The sequence below is a fragment of the Paenibacillus aestuarii genome (assembly GCF_027789125.1).
Classification (GTDB): Bacteria; Bacillota; Bacilli; order Paenibacillales; family NBRC-103111; genus Paenibacillus_E; species Paenibacillus_E aestuarii.
In genome coordinates, this window is record NZ_JAQFVF010000089.1 from 197324 (window position 1) to 216243 (window position 18920).

General features: G+C 51.3%; 17 protein-coding genes. 1 reads left to right on the forward strand and 16 read right to left on the reverse strand.

Translation table 11 applies throughout. From position 1 onward, the window contains the following. Positions 1-128: 128 nt before the first annotated feature. Both O9139_RS30745 and O9139_RS30750 read right to left on the reverse strand, forming a co-directional pair. Positions 129-1235 (reverse strand): citrate synthase/methylcitrate synthase, encoded by a 1107-nt coding sequence (locus O9139_RS30745; protein WP_270885552.1) that lies wholly within the window; start codon positions 1233-1235, stop codon positions 129-131. A gap of 1527 nt (positions 1236-2762) precedes the next feature. Further along, positions 2763-4130, reverse strand: a complete 1368-nt coding sequence (locus O9139_RS30750; protein WP_270885553.1) for a class I SAM-dependent rRNA methyltransferase — start codon at positions 4128-4130, stop codon at positions 2763-2765. Between the two features lie 127 nt (positions 4131-4257). Here O9139_RS30750 and O9139_RS30755 point away from each other — a divergent pair, with 127 nt between their 5' ends. Further along, entirely contained in the window at positions 4258-5262 is a 1005-nt protein-coding gene (locus O9139_RS30755) for a Na/Pi cotransporter family protein (RefSeq protein WP_270885554.1), read from the forward strand. A 9-nt stretch (positions 5263-5271) separates the two neighbouring features. On the opposite strand, the gene O9139_RS30760 is transcribed toward O9139_RS30755, so the two are convergent. From O9139_RS30760 to grpE, 14 genes are all read right to left on the reverse strand, one after another. Next, positions 5272-5697, reverse strand: a complete 426-nt coding sequence (locus O9139_RS30760; protein ID WP_270885555.1) for an NUDIX hydrolase — start codon at positions 5695-5697, stop codon at positions 5272-5274. A gap of 93 nt (positions 5698-5790) precedes the next feature. Continuing rightward, positions 5791-7131 (reverse strand): tRNA (N(6)-L-threonylcarbamoyladenosine(37)-C(2))-methylthiotransferase MtaB, encoded by a 1341-nt coding sequence (mtaB, locus tag O9139_RS30765; RefSeq protein ID WP_270885556.1) that lies wholly within the window; start codon positions 7129-7131, stop codon positions 5791-5793. Between the two features lie 5 nt (positions 7132-7136). Continuing rightward, complete coding sequence (locus O9139_RS30770; protein WP_270885557.1) at positions 7137-7904, reverse strand: 16S rRNA (uracil(1498)-N(3))-methyltransferase; 768 nt, start codon at positions 7902-7904, stop codon at positions 7137-7139. A gap of 124 nt (positions 7905-8028) precedes the next feature. Beyond that, entirely contained in the window at positions 8029-8697 is a 669-nt protein-coding gene (locus O9139_RS30775; protein WP_270885558.1) for a site-2 protease family protein, read from the reverse strand. Positions 8698-8708: 11 nt separating this feature from the next. Beyond that, the gene (gene prmA / locus O9139_RS30780) at positions 8709-9683 is read right to left on the reverse strand and encodes a 50S ribosomal protein L11 methyltransferase (RefSeq protein WP_270885559.1); all 975 of its coding nucleotides are present in this window, start codon (positions 9681-9683) and stop codon (positions 8709-8711) included. Positions 9684-9839: 156 nt separating this feature from the next. Beyond that, the gene (locus O9139_RS30785) at positions 9840-10211 is read right to left on the reverse strand and encodes a hypothetical protein (RefSeq protein ID WP_270885560.1); all 372 of its coding nucleotides are present in this window, start codon (positions 10209-10211) and stop codon (positions 9840-9842) included. Further along, on the reverse strand, positions 10211-10357 hold the full coding sequence (locus O9139_RS30790; RefSeq protein WP_270885561.1) for a YfhD family protein: 147 nt from the start codon (positions 10355-10357) through the stop codon (positions 10211-10213). The genes O9139_RS30785 and O9139_RS30790 overlap by 1 nt, the downstream gene beginning before the upstream one ends. Before the next feature lie 74 nt (positions 10358-10431). Then, complete coding sequence (locus O9139_RS30795) at positions 10432-11247, reverse strand: hypothetical protein (RefSeq protein WP_270885562.1); 816 nt, start codon at positions 11245-11247, stop codon at positions 10432-10434. Positions 11248-11259: 12 nt separating this feature from the next. After that, a complete protein-coding gene (locus tag O9139_RS30800) occupies positions 11260-12486 on the reverse strand; it encodes an ABC transporter permease (protein ID WP_270885563.1) in 1227 nt (408 codons plus the stop codon). After that, on the reverse strand, positions 12483-13160 hold the full coding sequence (locus O9139_RS30805; RefSeq protein WP_270885564.1) for an ABC transporter ATP-binding protein: 678 nt from the start codon (positions 13158-13160) through the stop codon (positions 12483-12485). Before O9139_RS30805 ends, O9139_RS30800 begins: the two co-directional genes overlap by 4 nt. An 80-nt stretch (positions 13161-13240) precedes the next feature. Then, positions 13241-14989, reverse strand: a complete 1749-nt coding sequence (locus O9139_RS30810; protein ID WP_270885565.1) for an alkaline phosphatase — start codon at positions 14987-14989, stop codon at positions 13241-13243. Between the two features lie 205 nt (positions 14990-15194). Further along, complete coding sequence (gene dnaJ / locus O9139_RS30815; protein ID WP_270885566.1) at positions 15195-16313, reverse strand: molecular chaperone DnaJ; 1119 nt, start codon at positions 16311-16313, stop codon at positions 15195-15197. A gap of 109 nt (positions 16314-16422) precedes the next feature. Continuing rightward, on the reverse strand, positions 16423-18276 hold the full coding sequence (gene dnaK / locus O9139_RS30820; protein WP_270885567.1) for a molecular chaperone DnaK: 1854 nt from the start codon (positions 18274-18276) through the stop codon (positions 16423-16425). Between the two features lie 55 nt (positions 18277-18331). Next, positions 18332-18886 carry a nucleotide exchange factor GrpE gene (grpE, locus tag O9139_RS30825; RefSeq protein ID WP_270885568.1) on the reverse strand — a complete coding sequence of 185 codons (555 nt, stop codon included), beginning with the start codon at positions 18884-18886 and terminating at the stop codon, positions 18332-18334. Positions 18887-18920 lie beyond the last annotated feature (34 nt).

Genomic DNA, 18920 nt, shown 5'->3' on the forward strand with positions numbered 1-18920 from the left:
TATGTAGTCATCCTCTTATTCTATCATACTTTTACTAGAAAAGAGGTGTGGCAGATGATGGTGCTCCACATTCACGCAACGATAAAAAAGGCCCTCCGTCCATTCCTCGACGAAAGAGCCTTTTACACCTAAACTTCTGCCGTTTCCGGCATGGCACCAATATAAATCGACTGCGGCCTGAAAATCCGATTGCATCCGGCTTGCTCCAGCAAATGCGCCGTCCATCCTACCATCCGGCTCACTGTAAACGTCGGGGTAAAAAGTGCCGATGGCATATTTACCGCCCGCAAAACAGCCGCCGCATAAAACTCCACATTCGTATAAAGCTTCCTGCCAGGTTTGTATTCATCCAATAGGCGAGTAGCTAACGACTCCACGTACACCGCAAGCTCAAACCATGCATCATCGGCCGATAGCCGGATGATCATCTCCCGCAGCGCTTCCGCCCGGGGATCAAACGTTTTATAGACGCGATGTCCGAAGCCCATTAAGCGTTGTCCTTCATCCAAACGCTGCCGCAGCCAGCCTTCCGCTCTTTCTTTGGTCGCGATGGCATCCAGCATATGGACAACTTCCGATGGCGCGCCCCCATGCAGCGGGCCTTTCATCGCACCGATCGCTGCGCACAGCGCTGAAGCCATATCCGACTGCGTCGAAAGCACGACTCGTCCGGCAAAAGTAGACGCATTCATCCCATGCTCCATCGCTAGTATGAAATAAGCAGTCAAAGCTTTCACATGCGCAGGCAGCGGCACCTCACCGGTTAACATGAACAAATAATTGGCCACATGGCCCAATTGCGGATTGGGCTCAACCGGCTCTAGCCCAGCAGAACGCCTGTAGCGATAGGCAATGATCGACGGCACCAGTGCCGTGTAGCGCAAAGCTCCTTCCAACGAAGGTGACCACGTCCCCCGATTCGTTTCTTCTGCAGCTGAGATCGCTGTCCGCAGCACACTCATCATCTCGAATTCTTGCGGAAGCAAATCGATCACCGCTTTAACTTCAGCCGGCAAAGCACGCAAACCTGACCATTTAACACAAAAGTCAACCAACTGCTCCTCCGTAGGCAACTGACCGTACCACAATAAATAGGCAGCTTCCTCATAACTCAATTCCAAAGCCAACCGCTTAGCCTCGTAACCGCGATAAATCAAAAGCCCCTTTTCCCCATCCACCATAGACAACTCCGTCTCCGCAGCGACAATTCCTTCCAAACCCGTTACAGATGCCATCGTGACGCCTCCCCTTCATGTTAAAAAGTTTTTTGATCATTTCCTTCATCTTACACATCGCTTACAAATGGAGCCAATTCGAGTTTTTTGGCATACCGATAAATAAAAGTGTATTCAAAAATTTTATCAATCAGAAAATTTTATCAACATGATATATTCTTATCTGTCCGCGTTTCCGTTCGTACACCCTGCTCCTAGGGCTGCTCGAGGTGTATATGCCTACCCCGTCTTTCTAATTACTATCCTCTTGGCTCAGATTGAAAAAAAATTTCTATAGAGCACTCGCTCGTCTGACTCTCACTTCACTATCCCATTGACTCAGATGGAATTCCTCTTCCTGAGCGAAGGGGATAGTGATTAGATACGGATGATCGCGGTGATACACTCCCCAACACGCTCTTCTGACCACTATCCCATTGACTCAGATTGAATAAAAATTCTTATGGAACACTCGCCCGTCTGACTCTCTCTTCACTATCCCATTGACTCAGTTGAAATTCCTCTTCCTGAGCGAAAGGGATAGTGATTAGATACGGACGATCGCGGTGATACACTCCCTAACCCGCTCTTCTGACCACTATCCCTTTGACTCAGATTGAAAAAAATTTCTATGGAGCACTCGCCCGTCTGACTCACTCTTCACTATCCCATTGACTCAGATGGAATTCCTCTTCCTGAGCGAAGGGGATAGTGATTAGATACGGATGATCGCGGTGATGATATACTCCCCACCCCGCTCTTCTGACCAATATCCCATTGACTCAGATTGAAAAAAATTTCTATAGAGCACTCGCTCGTCTGACTCTCTCTTCACTATCCCATTGACTCAGATGGAATTCCTCTTCCTGAGCGAAGGGGATAGTGATTAGATACGGATGATCGCAGTGATATAATCCCCACCCCGCTCTTCTGTCCACTATCCCTTTGACTCAGAATGAAAAAAAATTCTTATAGAGCACTCCCCAGCCTGACTCACTATTCACAATCCCATTGACTCAGATGGAATTCCTCTTCCTGAGCGAAGGGGATAGTGATTAGATACGGATGATCGCGGTGATATACTCCCCACCCCGCTCTTCTGACCAATATCCCATTGACTCAGATTGAAAAAAATTTCTATAGAGCACTCGCCCGTCTGACTCACTCTTCACTATCCCATTGACTCAGATGGAATTCCTCTTCCTGAGCGAAGGGGATAGTGATTAGATACGGATGATCGCGGTGATATAATCCCCACTCCGCTCTTCTGTCCACTATCCCATCTGTCCAGTTTGAACTCCTGTTCTGAGAGAAAGGGATAGTGATAGATACGGCTGCTCTCAGTGCTACTCTACCTAACATGCCGTAGCTTGAGGGCTTCAGGCGCCGTGAGTGCAGTATGCAACGATTGGACACTATTTTTTCTGAGCTAAGGGGATAGTGGTCAGAGGATACAGACGTGGATACAGATGGGAGGGGTATGCATAGGAGCAGTATCGTAAAAAAAAGGTTAAGCAGACCCGGGGTCTGCTTAACCTTTTGAATACACTATTTGCTGCGGACTTCAAAAATCGCAAATTTCAAGTAATGCCCCTCGTCAACGCCCAAAATCCGGGGATGATCCATTCCTGCCCCGCGGAAGTCGACTAGACGGAGAATTTTTCCTGCATCGGTTGCCGCTGCGTGGATGGTCTCCAGGAAAAGCTCAGGACGCATATGGTACGAGCAGCTGGCGGTGACCAAGTACCCGCCTTCGTTAACAAGCTTCATGCCGTGCAGGTTAATGTCTTTGTAGCCGCGGCAGGCGCCTTCGACGGCACTTTTGGTTTTGGCGAAAGCCGGAGGATCCAAAATGACGACGTCCCAGGTGCGGCCGCCGCTTACGGGCTTCGACGTATCGACTTTACCCTGCGCCACGTTCGCAGAGGCTCGAAGCTTACGCTCATCCAAACCCTTCACTTGTTGACGTAAGTAATCAAAAGCATCGGCCACAACAAATTCGACGCGATCTTCAAATCCGTTCAACTGGATATTTGTGCGGGCGCTCTCGATCGCGTGCTCGGAAATATCGAGACAGGTCACTTTTTTGGCACCATATTTGCAAGCATTGAGTGTAAAACTTCCAGTATGGGAAAAGCATTCCAGCACAGTGGCACCATCCCAGTAAGGGAACGCGACGACTTTTCCGTTAGCATTGACCGGTAAGGTTTGGCTAATACCGCCTTCCTCGACTTGCTGCAGGGCGATTCCGCTGCGATGGCCCCAGCCTGTCATTAAAGGCGCGATGGCCGCCCGGTTTTCCCGTTGGTCGAAGAAATAGCCGGTTTTTTGCCCTTCTTCGATATCCACTTTGATGCGCAGACCGTTCTCCAGAATGTCGACATGCTTTGGACATGTGCCGTAAAGGAGCCCCTTCGTTTGCTGCAAGCCTTCCAGCTCGCGCACGGGCACATCGCTTCGCTCATAGATGCCCGCCGGGTTCATGACCTGCACAAGGGCGTCCACGATTTGCTGTCTGCAGCGGTCCATGCCCAAAGTGAGCAGTTGAACAACGAGAATGTCGGCGAATTTATCGACAATTAAGCCCGGCAAAAAATCCGCTTCGCCATAGACGAGCCTGTACGACTCCGCGTCCGCCAGGAAACGTTTGCGGTGCTGCAAGCATTTGGTGAAGCGTTCAACGAATACGTCCGTCGTTAAAGCTTCAACCGGCTGGTAGGCTACGATTCGAACTGTAATTTGCGACAACTCATTGTAATAGCCCGTCCCCAAATACTGGCCCAGATGGTTGTGAACCGGAACAAGCGCCCCGGGCTCGATCTCACCGTCGACTCTTTCGATTTCACTGCGGTACACCCAAGGATGGCCTTGCTCCAAACGAGGTTTCCTTTTTTTATGTAAAATAACTGCTGCCATATGTATGCTGCCTTCCTTTTCGTGAAGCTGATCTTTCTCTTTCCCGGCTTGTCATGCTTGTCTCGACGTACACATATATATGTCTTTATAACAAAAAATGACTGTTTCCGAAGGAGAAGCGCTTCGCATGATGACTACGATTATACTGCCTGTACTCACAGGCTTAGCCTTATTTCTGTTTGGCATGAAGCTGATGGAAACCGCGCTTCAGCACTGGGCCGGCGCCAGCCTCCAGCTGTGGCTGGAGCGGTTTACCCGCACGCCGGTACACGGCCTCGCCACCGGCACGGTGCTCACAGCGGTGCTCCAAAGCAGCACCGCTATCACGGTGATCGCCATCGGCCTTGTCGGCGCTGGCGTGCTGACGTTCCCGAGAACGCTCGGCGTCATTCTCGGGGCGAATATCGGCACGTGCCTAACGACCGAGCTGATCGGACTCAGCATCGGTCATCTTGGCGTGCCGCTGCTCCTTGCCAGCTCGGCTGTATGGCTCGCGAGCTGGTGGGCCGGGCCCCTGCCACCGCAAGCGCAGGGGACGGATGCAAGCCGATCCGCACACACCGATGGCGGTCGGGGCTGGCTGCGCAGCGTGCGCTTCGGCTCGCTCGCTGTGGCGGGCTTTGCTCTCGTGCTGCTCGGCATCGAGATCATGCAGACCATCGGGCCTGCGCTGCAGACCCGTGGGCTGTTCGCTTGGTTCGTGAACCAAGCGAAGGTCAGCCTGCTCTGGGGCGTCATCGCAGGCGCTGCAGTGACCGCGCTCGTGCACAGCAGCGCGGCCGTTATCGCGATGGCCATGGGCCTCGCGAGCATCCAAGGCATTCCCGTCGAGCTAGGCGTCGCCATCACCATCGGGGCCAATGTCGGCACCTGTGTGACGGCACTGATCGCCGGGATCGGCGGCACACGCGCCAGTCAATATGTCGCCTGGTCGCACATCCTGCTCAATGTCGGAGGGGCGATCCTATTTTACCCGTTCATGCACCAGCTCGTCCAAATCTCATCCATGCTCGCGGGGGGAGCTTCGGAACAAATTGCCCGCGCGCAAACGGTTTTCAACGTCGTCAGCTCATTATTGGCTTTGCCCTTTTGCTATCTAAAAATATGGGAGCGCCTGGAATTCCGCAATTAAGCTTGCAGCTTATACCTCAATGCCAAGCTTACGCAGCCCTTTGCTCAATACGCTATTGTTGTTATCATAGCCGGATTCAAGCTGCTGGCGCCAAGCTTCCAACGGTTCGAGCCACTCGACGCCGCGAATTTCCTCGACCTGTGCCTGTAGTGTACCGCTTGCGGCTTCTACCAAATAATAATGCACTTCTTTATCCACGATGCCGTGAGTCGGATTATTGTACTGGTACGCAATGATTTCAATGGAATCGACGATTCGGCCAACAATTCCGGTTTCTTCCAAAATTTCACGAAGCGCTGTTTGCTCAACCGTCTCGCCGGGCTCCATTTTGCCTTTGGCCAGCGTAATTTTACCGTATCGATCCTGAATCAATTGCACTTGTAATTGGCCGTCTTGCTTTCGAAATACGACCCCACCTGCTGAAAGTTCTTTCATTTGAAATCCCCCTGGTCTCCAAATTCATCGTCCCACGACGAAGAAGAGGATGTCACCCCACCTGCGGGCGGAAGTGAAATCCTCAGCTAGTTGTTACAAATTCGCAGCTTGCGCAGGCTCCATCACGCGGACTAATTGTCCTTTGCTCTCATTCACGCCTGCTTCCGTCACCTTCACACGGCATAGCTGACCGATCATGTCCTCGGATCCTTCGAATACGAGCTGCAAATAGTTATCGGAATACCCCATGTACAAGCCGCTATTCGGCGCACCTTTGTGGGCGCTTTCCGGGATCACTTCAAGCACTTGGCCGACAAATTTTTGCGCGTAGGCAAGCTGCATTTTTTCCGACAAATCGATCAACTCATGCACGCGGGCATTTTTGATCTCCTCATCAATTTGATCTTCCATCCGCGCCGCAGGCGTACCTGTCCGCTTGGAATAAGGGAAGACGTGCATTTCGGAGAATTGCATCCGCTCCATGAACGCATAACCGTTGCGGAACATTTCTTCCGTTTCGCCTGGGAACCCAACGATAACGTCTGTCGTAATTGCCACGTCCGGCATGATTTCGTGCAAACGTTCGATTTTGCGGGCGAACTCTTCCGTCGTATATTTTCTGCGCATACGCGCCAACACCCGATCGTCCCCCGCTTGCAGCGGGATATGGAGATGGCGGCACATTTTATCCGACTTCTGCAGCACTTCGATCACTTCATCGGTAATCTGGCTCGCTTCGATGGAGCTGATCCGAATGCGCTGCAAACCTTCAACTTTGTCCAAGTCCCACAGCAGCTTAGCCAAGCTGTAATCCTCAATATCCTCGCCATAACCGCCGGTATGAATACCTGTCAGGACAATTTCCTGGTAGCCCGCTGCTACCAGCTGCTTCGCTTGCGCGATAACGCTTTGCGGTTCACGGCTGCGCATCAAGCCGCGCGACCAAGGAATAATGCAGAACGTGCAAAAGTTGTTGCAGCCTTCCTGGATTTTCAAGAATGCTCTTGTGCGATCAGCAAAATCCGGCACATCCAGCTCTTCGAATTGGCGTGTTTTCATAATGTTGCGCACCGCATTAATCGGCTGACGGTCTTGCTCCAGTTGTTTCACGAGTGGAACAATCTTCTCCCGGTCCTGTGTCCCGATGACCATATCGACACCAGGGATCGCCAAAAGTTCCGCAGGCGATGTTTGCGCATAGCAGCCTGTGACGGCTACGATCGCTTCCGGATTGCGGCGGATCGCCCGACGGATCATTTGCCGGCTTTTTTTATCACCTGTATTGGTAACTGTACATGTATTGACGACATACACATCAGCCGTTTGCTCAAAGTCAACTTGCTCATAACCCTCATTTTTAAACAGCTGCCAAATGGCCTCTGTGTCATAAAAATTCACTTTACATCCTAACGTATGAAACGCTACTGTTGCCATCTTGCTTATCCTCCCATCTCTCCGGTTTCATAGAAAAGGCATGTGAGCCCTACCATAGCGGCAGTCTCCGTGCGTAAAATGCGTGCGCCAAGCGATACGGAACGAAATCCGGCAGCTTCCGCTTGTTCGATTTCCTGCTCCGTAAAGCCGCCTTCCGGCCCAACAGCAAGCAGCACTCGCTTGCCTGATCCAAGCTTGCCCGCTGCTGCGGCTGCCTGTATGGCCGGTCTAAGCTGCTGTCCGTCTTCCTTCTCGTAGCAGATCCAGGCCGCATCGGCCTCCTTGGCCAGCTGAAGCAGCTGCTTCCACGTATACACGGCATCGACCTGCGGGACGCGATTGCGGTGCGCCTGCTCCGCCGCTTCCTTGGCAATCTTCTGCCAGCGCTCGGTACGCTTCGCTTCTTTCTTGGCATCGTATTGAACGACTGTGCGCTCCGATAAAAAAGGGAGAAACCGGGCTGCTCCGATCTCCGTCCCCTTTTGAATGACCGTCTCCATCTTGTCGCCTTTCGGCAAACTCTGCGCCACCCAAACCTCAACAGCGGCTTCCGCAGTCATGGCCAGCTCCTCCACGACTTCCGCAATCACGCACCCTTTCTCCAGTTGCGTGATACGGACCAGCGCTTCGCGATCGACCCCATTGCTGCAGATGACCTGCTCGCCAACTTCTGCGCGCATGACGCGCTGCAAATGATGAGCATCGTCGCCTTCAATGGTGACAACGGCAGATGCTGATGTAAACTGCTCAGGCGGTAAAAAATAACGCTGCATAGGTCAAGCCTCTCTATCTTCATAATTACGCATTTACGTTTTGTATGATTCTATGAAAACATCCACACATCATCATACCTGTTTTGGCTTTGAAAATCTACAAGAGCTTACTGGCAGACACTGGCTAGCCCAGTATCCAGCTGATCGGAATCAACATCGATTGATAAATATTATTGATCAGACTGAAGTAAGGATCCAATGTAATTTGACGCAACGGCCTAATGTAAAGCAGCAATAACATAATAATAAAAGCCCATTGCTCAAATCGCTGCAAACGAACATTCAGCTGAAGCGGTAAAAGTTCTTGTACAATCCGGTACCCATCCAAAGGCGGAATAGGGATTAAGTTGAATAATAACAAGCTCAAGTTGATGATAACCATTTTCGAAAAAAATACATTAATGGCTAGAATACTGCCTTTAGATAAAGTGTCCATCCAGCCGAAATGTTGAATGAGGGCATACAATAACAACGAAAGAAAAGCTAAAACCAGGTTACTTAACGGTCCTGCTGCAGTAACGACGATCGTCATCACCCTTGGATTTTTGAAATACCCTCGGTTAACAGGAACAGGTTTGGCCCAACCTATTCCCGCTAACAACATCATGATCGAACCTAATAAATCAAGATGAACCATCGGGTTCAACGAAACCCGGCCGAGCTGATAAGCAGTTGGATCTCCAAATTTATAGGCGGTGTAGGCATGTGCAAATTCATGGATGGTGAATGAGATCACCAAGGCCAAAACGACAAAGGGTAGTGTACTCCAATCGTTAAATAACAGCCCATTCATGAAGGGATCACCTACGGCTTTCTAGCAACGATCACAACCCAATCCGAATCGTAGTTTTTCTCTACAATTTCAAATTTAGCTGCAACCAGTGCTTTTTCCACATCAGCTTCTTTGCTCGTGATGATTCCGGAAGCTACATAGTATCCGCCGGATTGCAGCACGTCGTACACATCGTTCACGAACAGCAAAATAATTTCCGCCAAAATGTTCGCCACCACGACTTTCACCGGAATGGTGACGCCTAATTGGCTGGACGCTTCGGTTTCGCTTGCTTTGAGCACGCCCAGCAGATCGCTCAGCTTGACGGTGATGCTGTTCTCCAGTTCGTTCAGCTTGGTATTCTCCGTTGCACTGGATACAGCCACAGGATCCAAATCAACCGCCAGCACATGCTTGGCGCCTAATTTGGCCGCTGCGATCGACAGGATGCCCGAGCCGGTGCCCACATCGATCACATCGTCGCCTGGCTGAACGACTTTCTCCAGCGTGCGCAGACAAAGCGCTGTTGTCGCATGTGTGCCGGTGCCGAAAGCCATGCCCGGATCCAGCTCCAAAATAATTTCTTCCGGGGATGGTGTATATTCTTCCCAAGTCGGTTTGATCGTCAACCGCTCGGAGACGCGAATCGGTTTAAAATATTGCTTCCAAGCCGTTGCCCAATCTTCGTCATCAACCTCTCGCAGTTCATAAGTCGGATTGCCGGTGTCGATATCGAATTCTTTCAACTGTTCGATCGAGGCTTGCAAATTGGCCATGATCGTGTCCATATCGTTATCTTGTGAAAAATATCCTTTGATAACCGCGCGTCCTTCCGGAATATCGTTCAAAGGCAGTTCATACCATTGTCCGAACGAGGTGTCGCGCTCCTTATTCAACGTTCCGGACTCTTCAATGGAGACGCCGCCGGCGCCGAGTTCGTGAACAAAGTTCGAGATCATTTCTATTGCTTCTTCAGTCGTATGTACGGTAATTTCGTGCCAACGCATGGGTGAGGCTCCTCCTAATAATTGGGTGTATAACCCAGAATTCATAATGACTATTGTACTACACTCAGTTCCCCTAGTAAAATCGGCTTTTCGAATAAGAAAAAGCACCTGTCTTCTTGTGCCTGCGCACGTTAGACAGATGCTTTCAATTGCAGATTATACTTGCCCTCCCGCGCCGTCAATGACACGGAGAGCTTGCTCATAGATCGACTCGTCCACGACTGCCGCCAAAATCACATCAAGCCCGGTCACCCCGCCACCGCCGCCGTCACTCATCCCGCTTGCCGCAGGGTCCGCCGCGATGAGGATCCCCTCATCCGGCGTGGACACATGTGCGGCCTGCGTTAAGCTGCCCAAACTGCCGAAGTCTCCGGCATACGGATTCATCACCGACCGAAGGCCTGTGCCTTCATAACGGCCGAAGCGGTCAACCGACACATCAATGGCACGCAGTGCGCGCAGCTTCATGGCCGCTCCCTCGGCCTGTTCAGGCGCATGGAAGTAGGCTAAAATGTTGCGCTCGGCCATTATTGATGTTCCTGTCTGTAATCAGCCGCCTGCGCGCGCTCGGCTGCCTCATAATCATCTGCATCCGCCACTTCCGCGGCAAATTCAACGTCTTCATTTTTGGCGATCGGCAATTGTTTGTCCTGCTGTTTGTTGTTGTTCGTCATATAAAAAAACCTCCTGGAACATGTGTAGGTAAACACGTTTTATTGTTCCAAGAGGCTTATAAATTATGCCAGTGTTACTCTTTGATTTTTTCAAAGGAAGCGTCATACATGCGGAACATCGTCTTATAGCCTGATTCGTCCAGCTTAATTCCGACATCTAACTTGCCGGTAATCAACAGTGGACCTGATGTGTAACGAAGCTTAACCGAGTCCGGTACAAAAACGATCATGATTTTGTTCCAATACGTCTCATCGCCGTTATCAAACGGGCATTCCGCACCAGGCTGCGGTATGAGCAGAAACCAGTGTTTCTCAAAGGACAGCACTTCGCCCATGAACCCTTTGATTTGTACGGTTTTGCCGCTCATATCCCAAAAATGCTCCGATGGCCGATCCTGCTTGTCGTTATCAAAAAACTCCGACCAATTGATTTCATTGGTCAATTTCACTGCGGCCGGCTTCGCGCTGGGCTGCGCTGTGGCCACCGGCTGTGCCGGCGTGGTCGCTGCGGCTGGCTGAGCCGCTGGCGGGGCGTCAGCCGCCGCCGCAGGGCTCGGCGCTGGCTTCACGCTCGGCGCCGGGCTGGCTGCGGGCTGCCCAGACGCTGCCGGGCTCAGCTCCGGCGGCGGGCTCGCGCTGGCCGCGGGCCGCGCAGGCGCTGCCTGGCTCGGCTCCACCGCCGGCTGCACAGCTGGCGCAGTGGCCGCTGGCGTCGCCGTTGGCGTGGCCTGCACTGCCGGTGTCGCGCTCGCCTGCGGGCTGACCGCCGCAGCCGCCGCGGCTTGCCCGAACGACTGCCCGGGCGCTTCGCCTTTCTTTTGCCCGCAGGCGGCGGCAATCATGACGAGCGACAGAAGGCCGATGACGAACAATGCTTTATTCTTATTCATAGCGCGGTCACCTCAAGATTTGAATAATTGCAGCGGATCGACGCGATACGCTTGTAAGGCTGGTCCTGCAGCGGCTAGGCCACCGATCAACAGCGTAAAGACCGCGAGCATCCACTCGCCCGGCATCAGCTGCCAGGACTGGATTTGCAGTCCGGCAAACTCGAACACGGCTTCACGGCCCAGATAGCCGCCAAGGTGCCCGATCAGCAGGCCGAGAATCAAGCCGATCAGTGTTAACGACAGGCCTTCACCGACCAAGGCCATCCAAATGAACCCTTTGGACTTGCCAATCAGTCTCAGCAAGCCGACGTCCCGTTTGCGCTCTTGGACAGCGGCGATCAAGGAAAGGAGGATCGTGCCTGCCGCGAGCACAACGCAAACTCCGGTCACCACGCTTAGCGCCTGTGTCCCTTTATCGACAACATTGACCACGTCTGCGACAGCCTTGCTCGTATAGATCGCCTGCACATTGCTGATTTGGCCGTACTTCGTTTTAATGGACTGTGCGCCTAGCAGAGAACTAGGCTTTACCAAGATCGCTGTCACGTCTTTGTTCGCTCCGGATTGGCTCTCATGCACCGCCCATGCATAATCCAGCGTCGTGTAGATCGCCCGGTCATCGGAAGTGTGAAGCGGCGGAAGAATGCCGACGATCGTATACGTGAAGCTGTGATGCGCTTCATGCTCATCATGATCGCCGTCCGCACCTGCGCCCTCGTCTTCGTCGGCTGCCCCTTTTACCAACCCATGTGCGCCTTGAAACTTATCGCCGACATGCAAACCGAGCGCGCTCGCCGCGTAAGAGCCAAGCACCGCCTCGCCAAGCTTGCCGTAAAGCTTGCCTTCCGCCAGCTGCGTGTCATTGCCGTAGCGCACCGGAAAATACCCCGGCTCCATCCCCACAATCGGGAAGCCGTTCAAATTATCGCCCGTCGTCATCGCAAAGGCGCTGCTGACCTGAGGATCTTTGCGCACTTCATCAAGCAGCGAGAGCGGAACGTTGCCGGTCGGCGCGCCGATATGATAATACGTGTTCAACGCCAGCTGCGATGCGCTTCCTTTGGCCCCGATCGTCACTTCGAAAGGCCCGTATCCTTTCTCCGCGCCTTGCTCCAAACCAGCGCTGCACAGCAGCAGGAAGACGACGAGCGCAACCGTAATCGCAACCGATAACACCGTTACCAAGGAAAGCGTTTTGCGATGCAGGATATTATTCCAAAGTAAGGAAATCAACTTCATACCGCTTCTCTCCTAACGATTTCGTTCAGATCCTGGATATGGATGCGAGCGGGGTACATATCTGCCAAGTGAAGATCATGGGTGACCGTAAGCAAAGTCAACTGCTCAGCTGCGCAGATCTCTAGCAAGAGCGACATCACGTCTCGTGCCGTCTCCCAATCCAAGCTCCCTGTCGGCTCATCAGCCAGGATCAGCTTCGGCTTGGCGATTAACGCCCGCACGATGGCAGCACGCTGCTGCTGCCCGCGGGAGAGCTGCGCCGGCAGGTGATGCATCCGGTCTTGGAGACCGACGCGCTCGAACCAGTAGTCCAGCTGCTCAGCCGTTTGACGTTTTGACCATGCGGACGGAACGATTAGCTCAACGTTCTGTCTGGCGGTCAGCGAGGAGATCAGGTGAAAATCCTGAAATATATAGCCGACCTTTTTCGCGCGGTACTGATCCCGCTTCGCTTCCTTGTATTGATGCAGCGGTTCGCCATCTACCCATACTTCGCCCAGATCCGGCTGAATGACGCCGGAGAGTACATGCAGCAAGGTGCTCTTGCCGCTCCCGCTCGGACCGATCAAGGCGATCCGTTCTCCGCTCTCGACGCGCCAAGAAGGAATCTGCAGGATGGGCAGCGTTTTGCCATGCATCGCAAACGATTTGCTGACTGCTTCTAATTGGATCATATCTGCCTGAACCTCCATTATGTCTATATAGACAAACAGGACAGGGAATACAATCCCCTGTCCCCTGCCTGTACGAATGCTTAGTTTTTCACAATTCGCTCATTAAAGGAATCCCATGTGAAGTTTTTGCCAGTCAGCTTGTTGAAAGCTTCCAGCGGCAGGTACAGTTTGCCGTTGTCAATGTTGCCTTTCAATGTGCTGTCTGCGCCATTCACTGTTACTGCACCAGTCTCAACAAGAACACTCACAGTGTTGTTGTCTTTGGCAAGCGTTACAGTTTTCGTTGCTTCATCCCAAGTCACTTTGATATCCAAAGCTTCAGCCAAAGCTTTCGCAGTAAACAATGTTTGGTTGTCGCGCGTCACTTTGAACATTGGGAAGATATATTTGTCTTGCAGTTGTTTAGTTGCAGCAGCCAGATCGGCACCGATAACTTTTGCTCCGCTTTTCGCGATATCTGTGTTATCTACATCGCCTTTAACCAGGGAAGCAATTGGACCGTATGCCCATACGCCCACGTCAACGCCGGTATGACCATGTCCTGTCCAACCGATCGCGAGACGCTTGGAGATGACGGCATTGTAGCCGCCAGCACGGCCGTAGGAGGAACCGTCGCCGTTCATAATCAGGGCAACTTCTTCGTCAGTCAAATCTGTAAATCCAGTGTTATCCGCTACGATTTTACGGATATCGTCAGCTGTTTGTGCCTTTTTCAAAATGCCGTCCAAATACTCGTAAGAGTGCTTTTCTTTGTTAAACAAGTCTACGTTCAGCTCGTACACATTGTTGATCCCTAGTGTCAGACCGCCAGTTTCGTGGTCAGCTGTTACCACAACGGAAGTGTTGCCGTCTTTTTTGGCAAAATCAACCAAAGTTTTGAACGTTGCATCCAGTTCCAGCATCTCTTGAATGTTAGCTGGAAGGTCATTAGCGTGGCCAGCGTGATCGATACGACCTTGCTCAACCATCAGTACGAAGCCGTTTTTGTTTTGGGACAAAATGTCCAATGCTTTTTGCGCCATTTGCGGCAAGCCTGGTGTATTGTCATCGCGATCAAGCACGTAAGGGATCTCTGCGCCAGCGAAAAGACCTAATGCTTTACCGGCAGTTGCAGGGATGGCATCCAAACCTTTTTTGTCGAATGCAGTTTTGAAGCCAGCTGCTTCATAATCAGGAATGATGTTTTTGTCTGTACGCTTGCCTTTTTCTTCTTTGGTTGTGAAGTTGATTTTACCGCCGCCGAAGATAACATCCAGACCGCTAGTCAAATATTGCGAAGCAATCGCGTTTTGATTGCTGCGTTGACGCACGTGGGAAGCCCAAACTGCAGGAGTCGCACCTGTGATATTGTCTGTGGATACGACGCCAGTTGCTTTGCCTTGCAGCATAGCAGCTTCAATGACGGAACCGTAAGGCTTCGCGACATCGCCATTCGATACGCTGATCGCATTGTTGTATGTTTTGTTTCCTGTGGAGAACGCCGTACCGGCAGCTGCCGAGTCTGTAACCGCACCGGACTCCGTTGTGTACGGGCTTGGCTCCGAATATGTAGTTGCTTTACCGACGTAGTAGCCGCCGTCAAGCTCAAGGTGTGGCTTGTTCAAAAACTTTTTGGAATAATAGCGAGCTGCTGTTACTTCAGCTGGGCCCATACCGTCACCGATCAGGACGATCAAGTTTTTGGATGGTGCTGCAGGTGTAACTGCAGGCGCAGATGCTGCAGTGTCTGCTGCAGTGGTGTCTGCTGCAAAAGCGGCTCCGCAAACGCTCAAAGATAGTAGAGAAACCGTCAACCCTGAACCAATGATTTGCTTCAATGATTTCTTCAATTTTTTCCCCTCCGCAATATATGGATTCAACTCCTCTAGCATAAAATCCGTAGATTCAGAGAACGTTAACTGAACGTTTGGTGAATGTTAAAAATTGCCTATTTTATTATGGTAATGTTTACATAATCAAAAAAACTCCGTTGATAGGTACCTAGATCGCAAAAGATCCAAATACTTTTCAACGAAGTGTTCTCGTAACTTACAATTAATCACCCAAAAACGCGCGTTTCATGCGCTCAAAAATCGATTGATTTTGCTCATGCGTATGCTCGCCGCTCTGCTTGCCGAACTGGCGCAGCAAATCTTTTTGCTCCTCGCTCAAGTTCGTCGGTGTGACCACGACCACTTTGACATGCTGGTCGCCCTGGCCATAGCCGCGCAAACGCGGAACCCCTTTGCCTTTGAGGCGGAAATACGTGTCCGTTTGTGTGCCCGCAGGAATTTTCAACTTGACTTTCTCGGTCAAGGTCGGGATCTCGATCTCATCGCCAAGCGCTGCCTGCATGAAGGTCAGCGGCACTTCGCAGTAGATATCGTCGCCTTCGCGCTCGAAAAATTCATGCGATTTCACGCGGATCACGACGTAGAGATCGCCTGAAGGGCCCCCGCGTGTTCCCGCTTCACCTTCGCCGGAAACGCGAAGCTGCGCGCCGTCATCCACGCCTGCAGGAACTTTGATGTGAATGGTGCGTTGCTTCTTCACTTTGCCTGCGCCATGACAAGTATTACATTTATCTTTGATAATACGCCCTTGTCCATTACACGTCGAACAAACGCGGCGGTTTACGATACGGCCAAATGCCGTATTTTGCACAACTTCTTGCTGTCCGCTGCCTTTACATGTCGTACAAGTCTCCGGCTTCGTTCCCGGCTTCGCACCTGAACCATGGCAAGTATCGCAGTTCTCCGTGCGCGGAATGTGAATGTCCGTTTCTTTGCCGAACACCGCTTCCTTGAACTCGATTGTCATCGTGTACTGCAGATCGTTACCGCGCTGCGGCGCATTCGGATTGCGTCTATTGCCGCCTCCGCCGCCGAAGAACATATCAAAGATGTCGCCGAATCCGCTGAAGTCTTGGCCGCCCATGCCGCCCATACCCTGATTCGGATCCACATGGCCGAAACGGTCATACTGCGCCTTCTTCTGGTCATCGCTAAGCACATCGTACGCTTCTTTGGCTTCTTTGAACTTGTCTTCCGCGTCAGCGGCTTTATTTACGTCCGGGTGAAACTGACGGGCCATTTTACGGTACGCTTTTTTAATATCCTCAGGCGAAGCGTCCTTTTCGACCCCGAGCACCTCGTAATAATCGCGTTTACTCATGATTCCACTCCCATGTTCAAGACTACAAACGGAAAGTCAAAGCCGTGGAGCGTGCTCCAAGCGGCTTTGACCTCATCCGTTTTTGTGAAACTCTTACTATAGGATATGTTTACTTCTTCTGATCGTCAACTACTTCGTAATCAGCGTCGACAACATTTTCCCGGCCGCGAGGTGCTTCGCCAGCGCCCGCACCTGCTCCAGCGCCTGCATCAGCAGCGCCTTGCGCTTGCTGTGCTTGCTCGTAAAGCTTCACAGAAAGCTGTTGGATCACTTCTGTCAACTCAGCTGTTGCCGCTTTGATAGTTTCCAGATCGTTGCCAGCCAGCGCGGAAGTTACTTTTTCCTTCGCAGCATTCGCTTTATCGATCTCGCCTTGGTCTACTTTATCGCCAAGATCTTTGATTGTTTTATCAACGGAGTACACCAGTTGGTCCGCTTCATTGCGAGCTTCTACAAGCTCTTTGCGCTTGCGGTCTTCTTCAGCGTGTGATTCCGCATCTTTCATCATTTTATCCACTTCTTCATCGCTCAAGCCGCTGGAAGAAGTAATCGTAATTTTTTGGCTCTTGCCTGTGCCTTTATCTAAAGCGGATACGTTAACGATACCGTTGGCATCGATATCGAACACTACTTCGATTTGCGGGATGCCGCGCGGTGCCGGTGGAATTTCGCCGAGCATAAAGCGTCCGAGTGTTTTGTTGTCGGAAGCCATCGAGCGCTCGCCTTGAAGGACGTGGATTTCTACGCTTGTTTGGTTATCCGCATATGTGGAGAACACTTGGGATTTAGTTGTTGGAATCGTTGTGTTACGGTCGATCATTCTCGTGAACACGCCGCCGGCTGTTTCGATACCGAGGGACAGCGGAGTTACGTCCAGAAGCACGACGTCTTTCACATCACCAGTCAATACCCCCGCCTGTACTGCTGCGCCAAGGGCAACAACTTCATCCGGGTTCACACCTTTGTGAGGCTCTTTACCAGTTAATTTTTTGATCGCTTCCACAACGGCAGGAATACGAGTCGATCCACCGACAAGCACGACTTTATCGATTTGGCTTGTAGACAAACCGGAATCGCTCAAAGCTTGGCGAGTTGGTCCGAGTGTTCTTTCTACCAGATGAGCGGAAATCTCTTCGAATTTTGCACGAGTCAAGTTGATTTCCAAGTGCTGCGGCACGCCGTCAGCTACTGTGATAAACGGCAAGGAAATCGTCGTTGTCAAAACGCCCGAAAGCTCTTTTTTCGCTTTTTCCGCTGCGTCTTTCAAACGTTGTACAGCTGCTTTATCTTTGCTCAGGTCGATGCCTTGCTCTTTTTTGAATTCAGCTACCAAATAGTCGATGATCACTTGGTCGAAGTCGTCGCCGCCCAGACGGTTGTCACCGCTAGTCGCTTTAACTTCGAAGAAACCGTCGCCCAGCTCAAGGATGGATACGTCGAACGTACCGCCGCCCAGGTCATAAACGAGAATCGTTTGGTCTTCTGTTTTTTCCAAACCGTATGCAAGCGCTGCTGCTGTAGGCTCGTTGACAATACGCAGAACTTCCAAACCGGCAATTTTACCCGCATCTTTAGTTGCTTGACGCTGGCTGTCGTTGAAGTAAGCAGGAACGGTAATAACCGCTTGCGTTACTGGTTGACCCAGGTAAGCTTCCGCATCGGATTTCAGCTTTTGCAAAATAATGGCAGAAATTTCTTGCGGTGTATATTCTTTGCCATCGATATTTTCTTTGTGGTTCGTACCCATGAAACGCTTAATGGAAATAACTGTTTTGTCAGGGTTTGTGATCGCTTGGCGCTTCGCGGTTTCACCAACAACGCGCTCTCCATCTTTCTTAAAGCCTACTACGGACGGCGTTGTGCGGTTGCCTTCCGCGTTAGGGATAACTACAGCCTCGCCGCCTTCCATGACGGCTACGCAAGAGTTTGTTGTACCTAAGTCGATACCAATTACTTTACTCATGTTAAAATGGCCTCCTTTTGTTCATTGAAACATCTCATTTAGACTCTATTTGGAGTTAGACGCTTACTTTCACCATCGCAGGGCGGATGACTTTATCTTTCAGCATATACCCTTTTTGCACTTCCTCAACGACGATGCCTTCTTCATGCTCTTCCGATTCCACTTGCATAATCGCTTGATGGAATTCCGGATTGAACGGCTGTCCAACCGCATCGATCGGCTTCAGGCCCTCTTGAGACAATACTTGATCCAGCTGACGGAACGTCATATCCAAACCTTTGACCAAAGCTTCAAAATCTTTGGCTTCCTTGCTCGAAGAAAGGGCGCGGTCAAAGTTATCGACCACAGGAAGAAGCTGCTCAATCAATTTAAGTGAAGCGTATTTCGCGAAATCTTCCTTCTCCAGTCTCGCACGGCGACGGAAATTGTCGAAGTCCGCTTGAACGCGTAAATAACGCTGATAGTTTTCTTCAGATTGCACACGCAATTGATCCAATTCACTCGTGCCTGCAGCCTCGGATTGCTCTTGCTGTTCAGCCGTTTGCTCGTTTTCAGTTGCGTATGTACCTTGCACTTCTTGCTCAGTTGTTTGATTATCTCCAGTACTCAATTGTCCTTCACCTCCTTAAAAGAATCAGATCTGT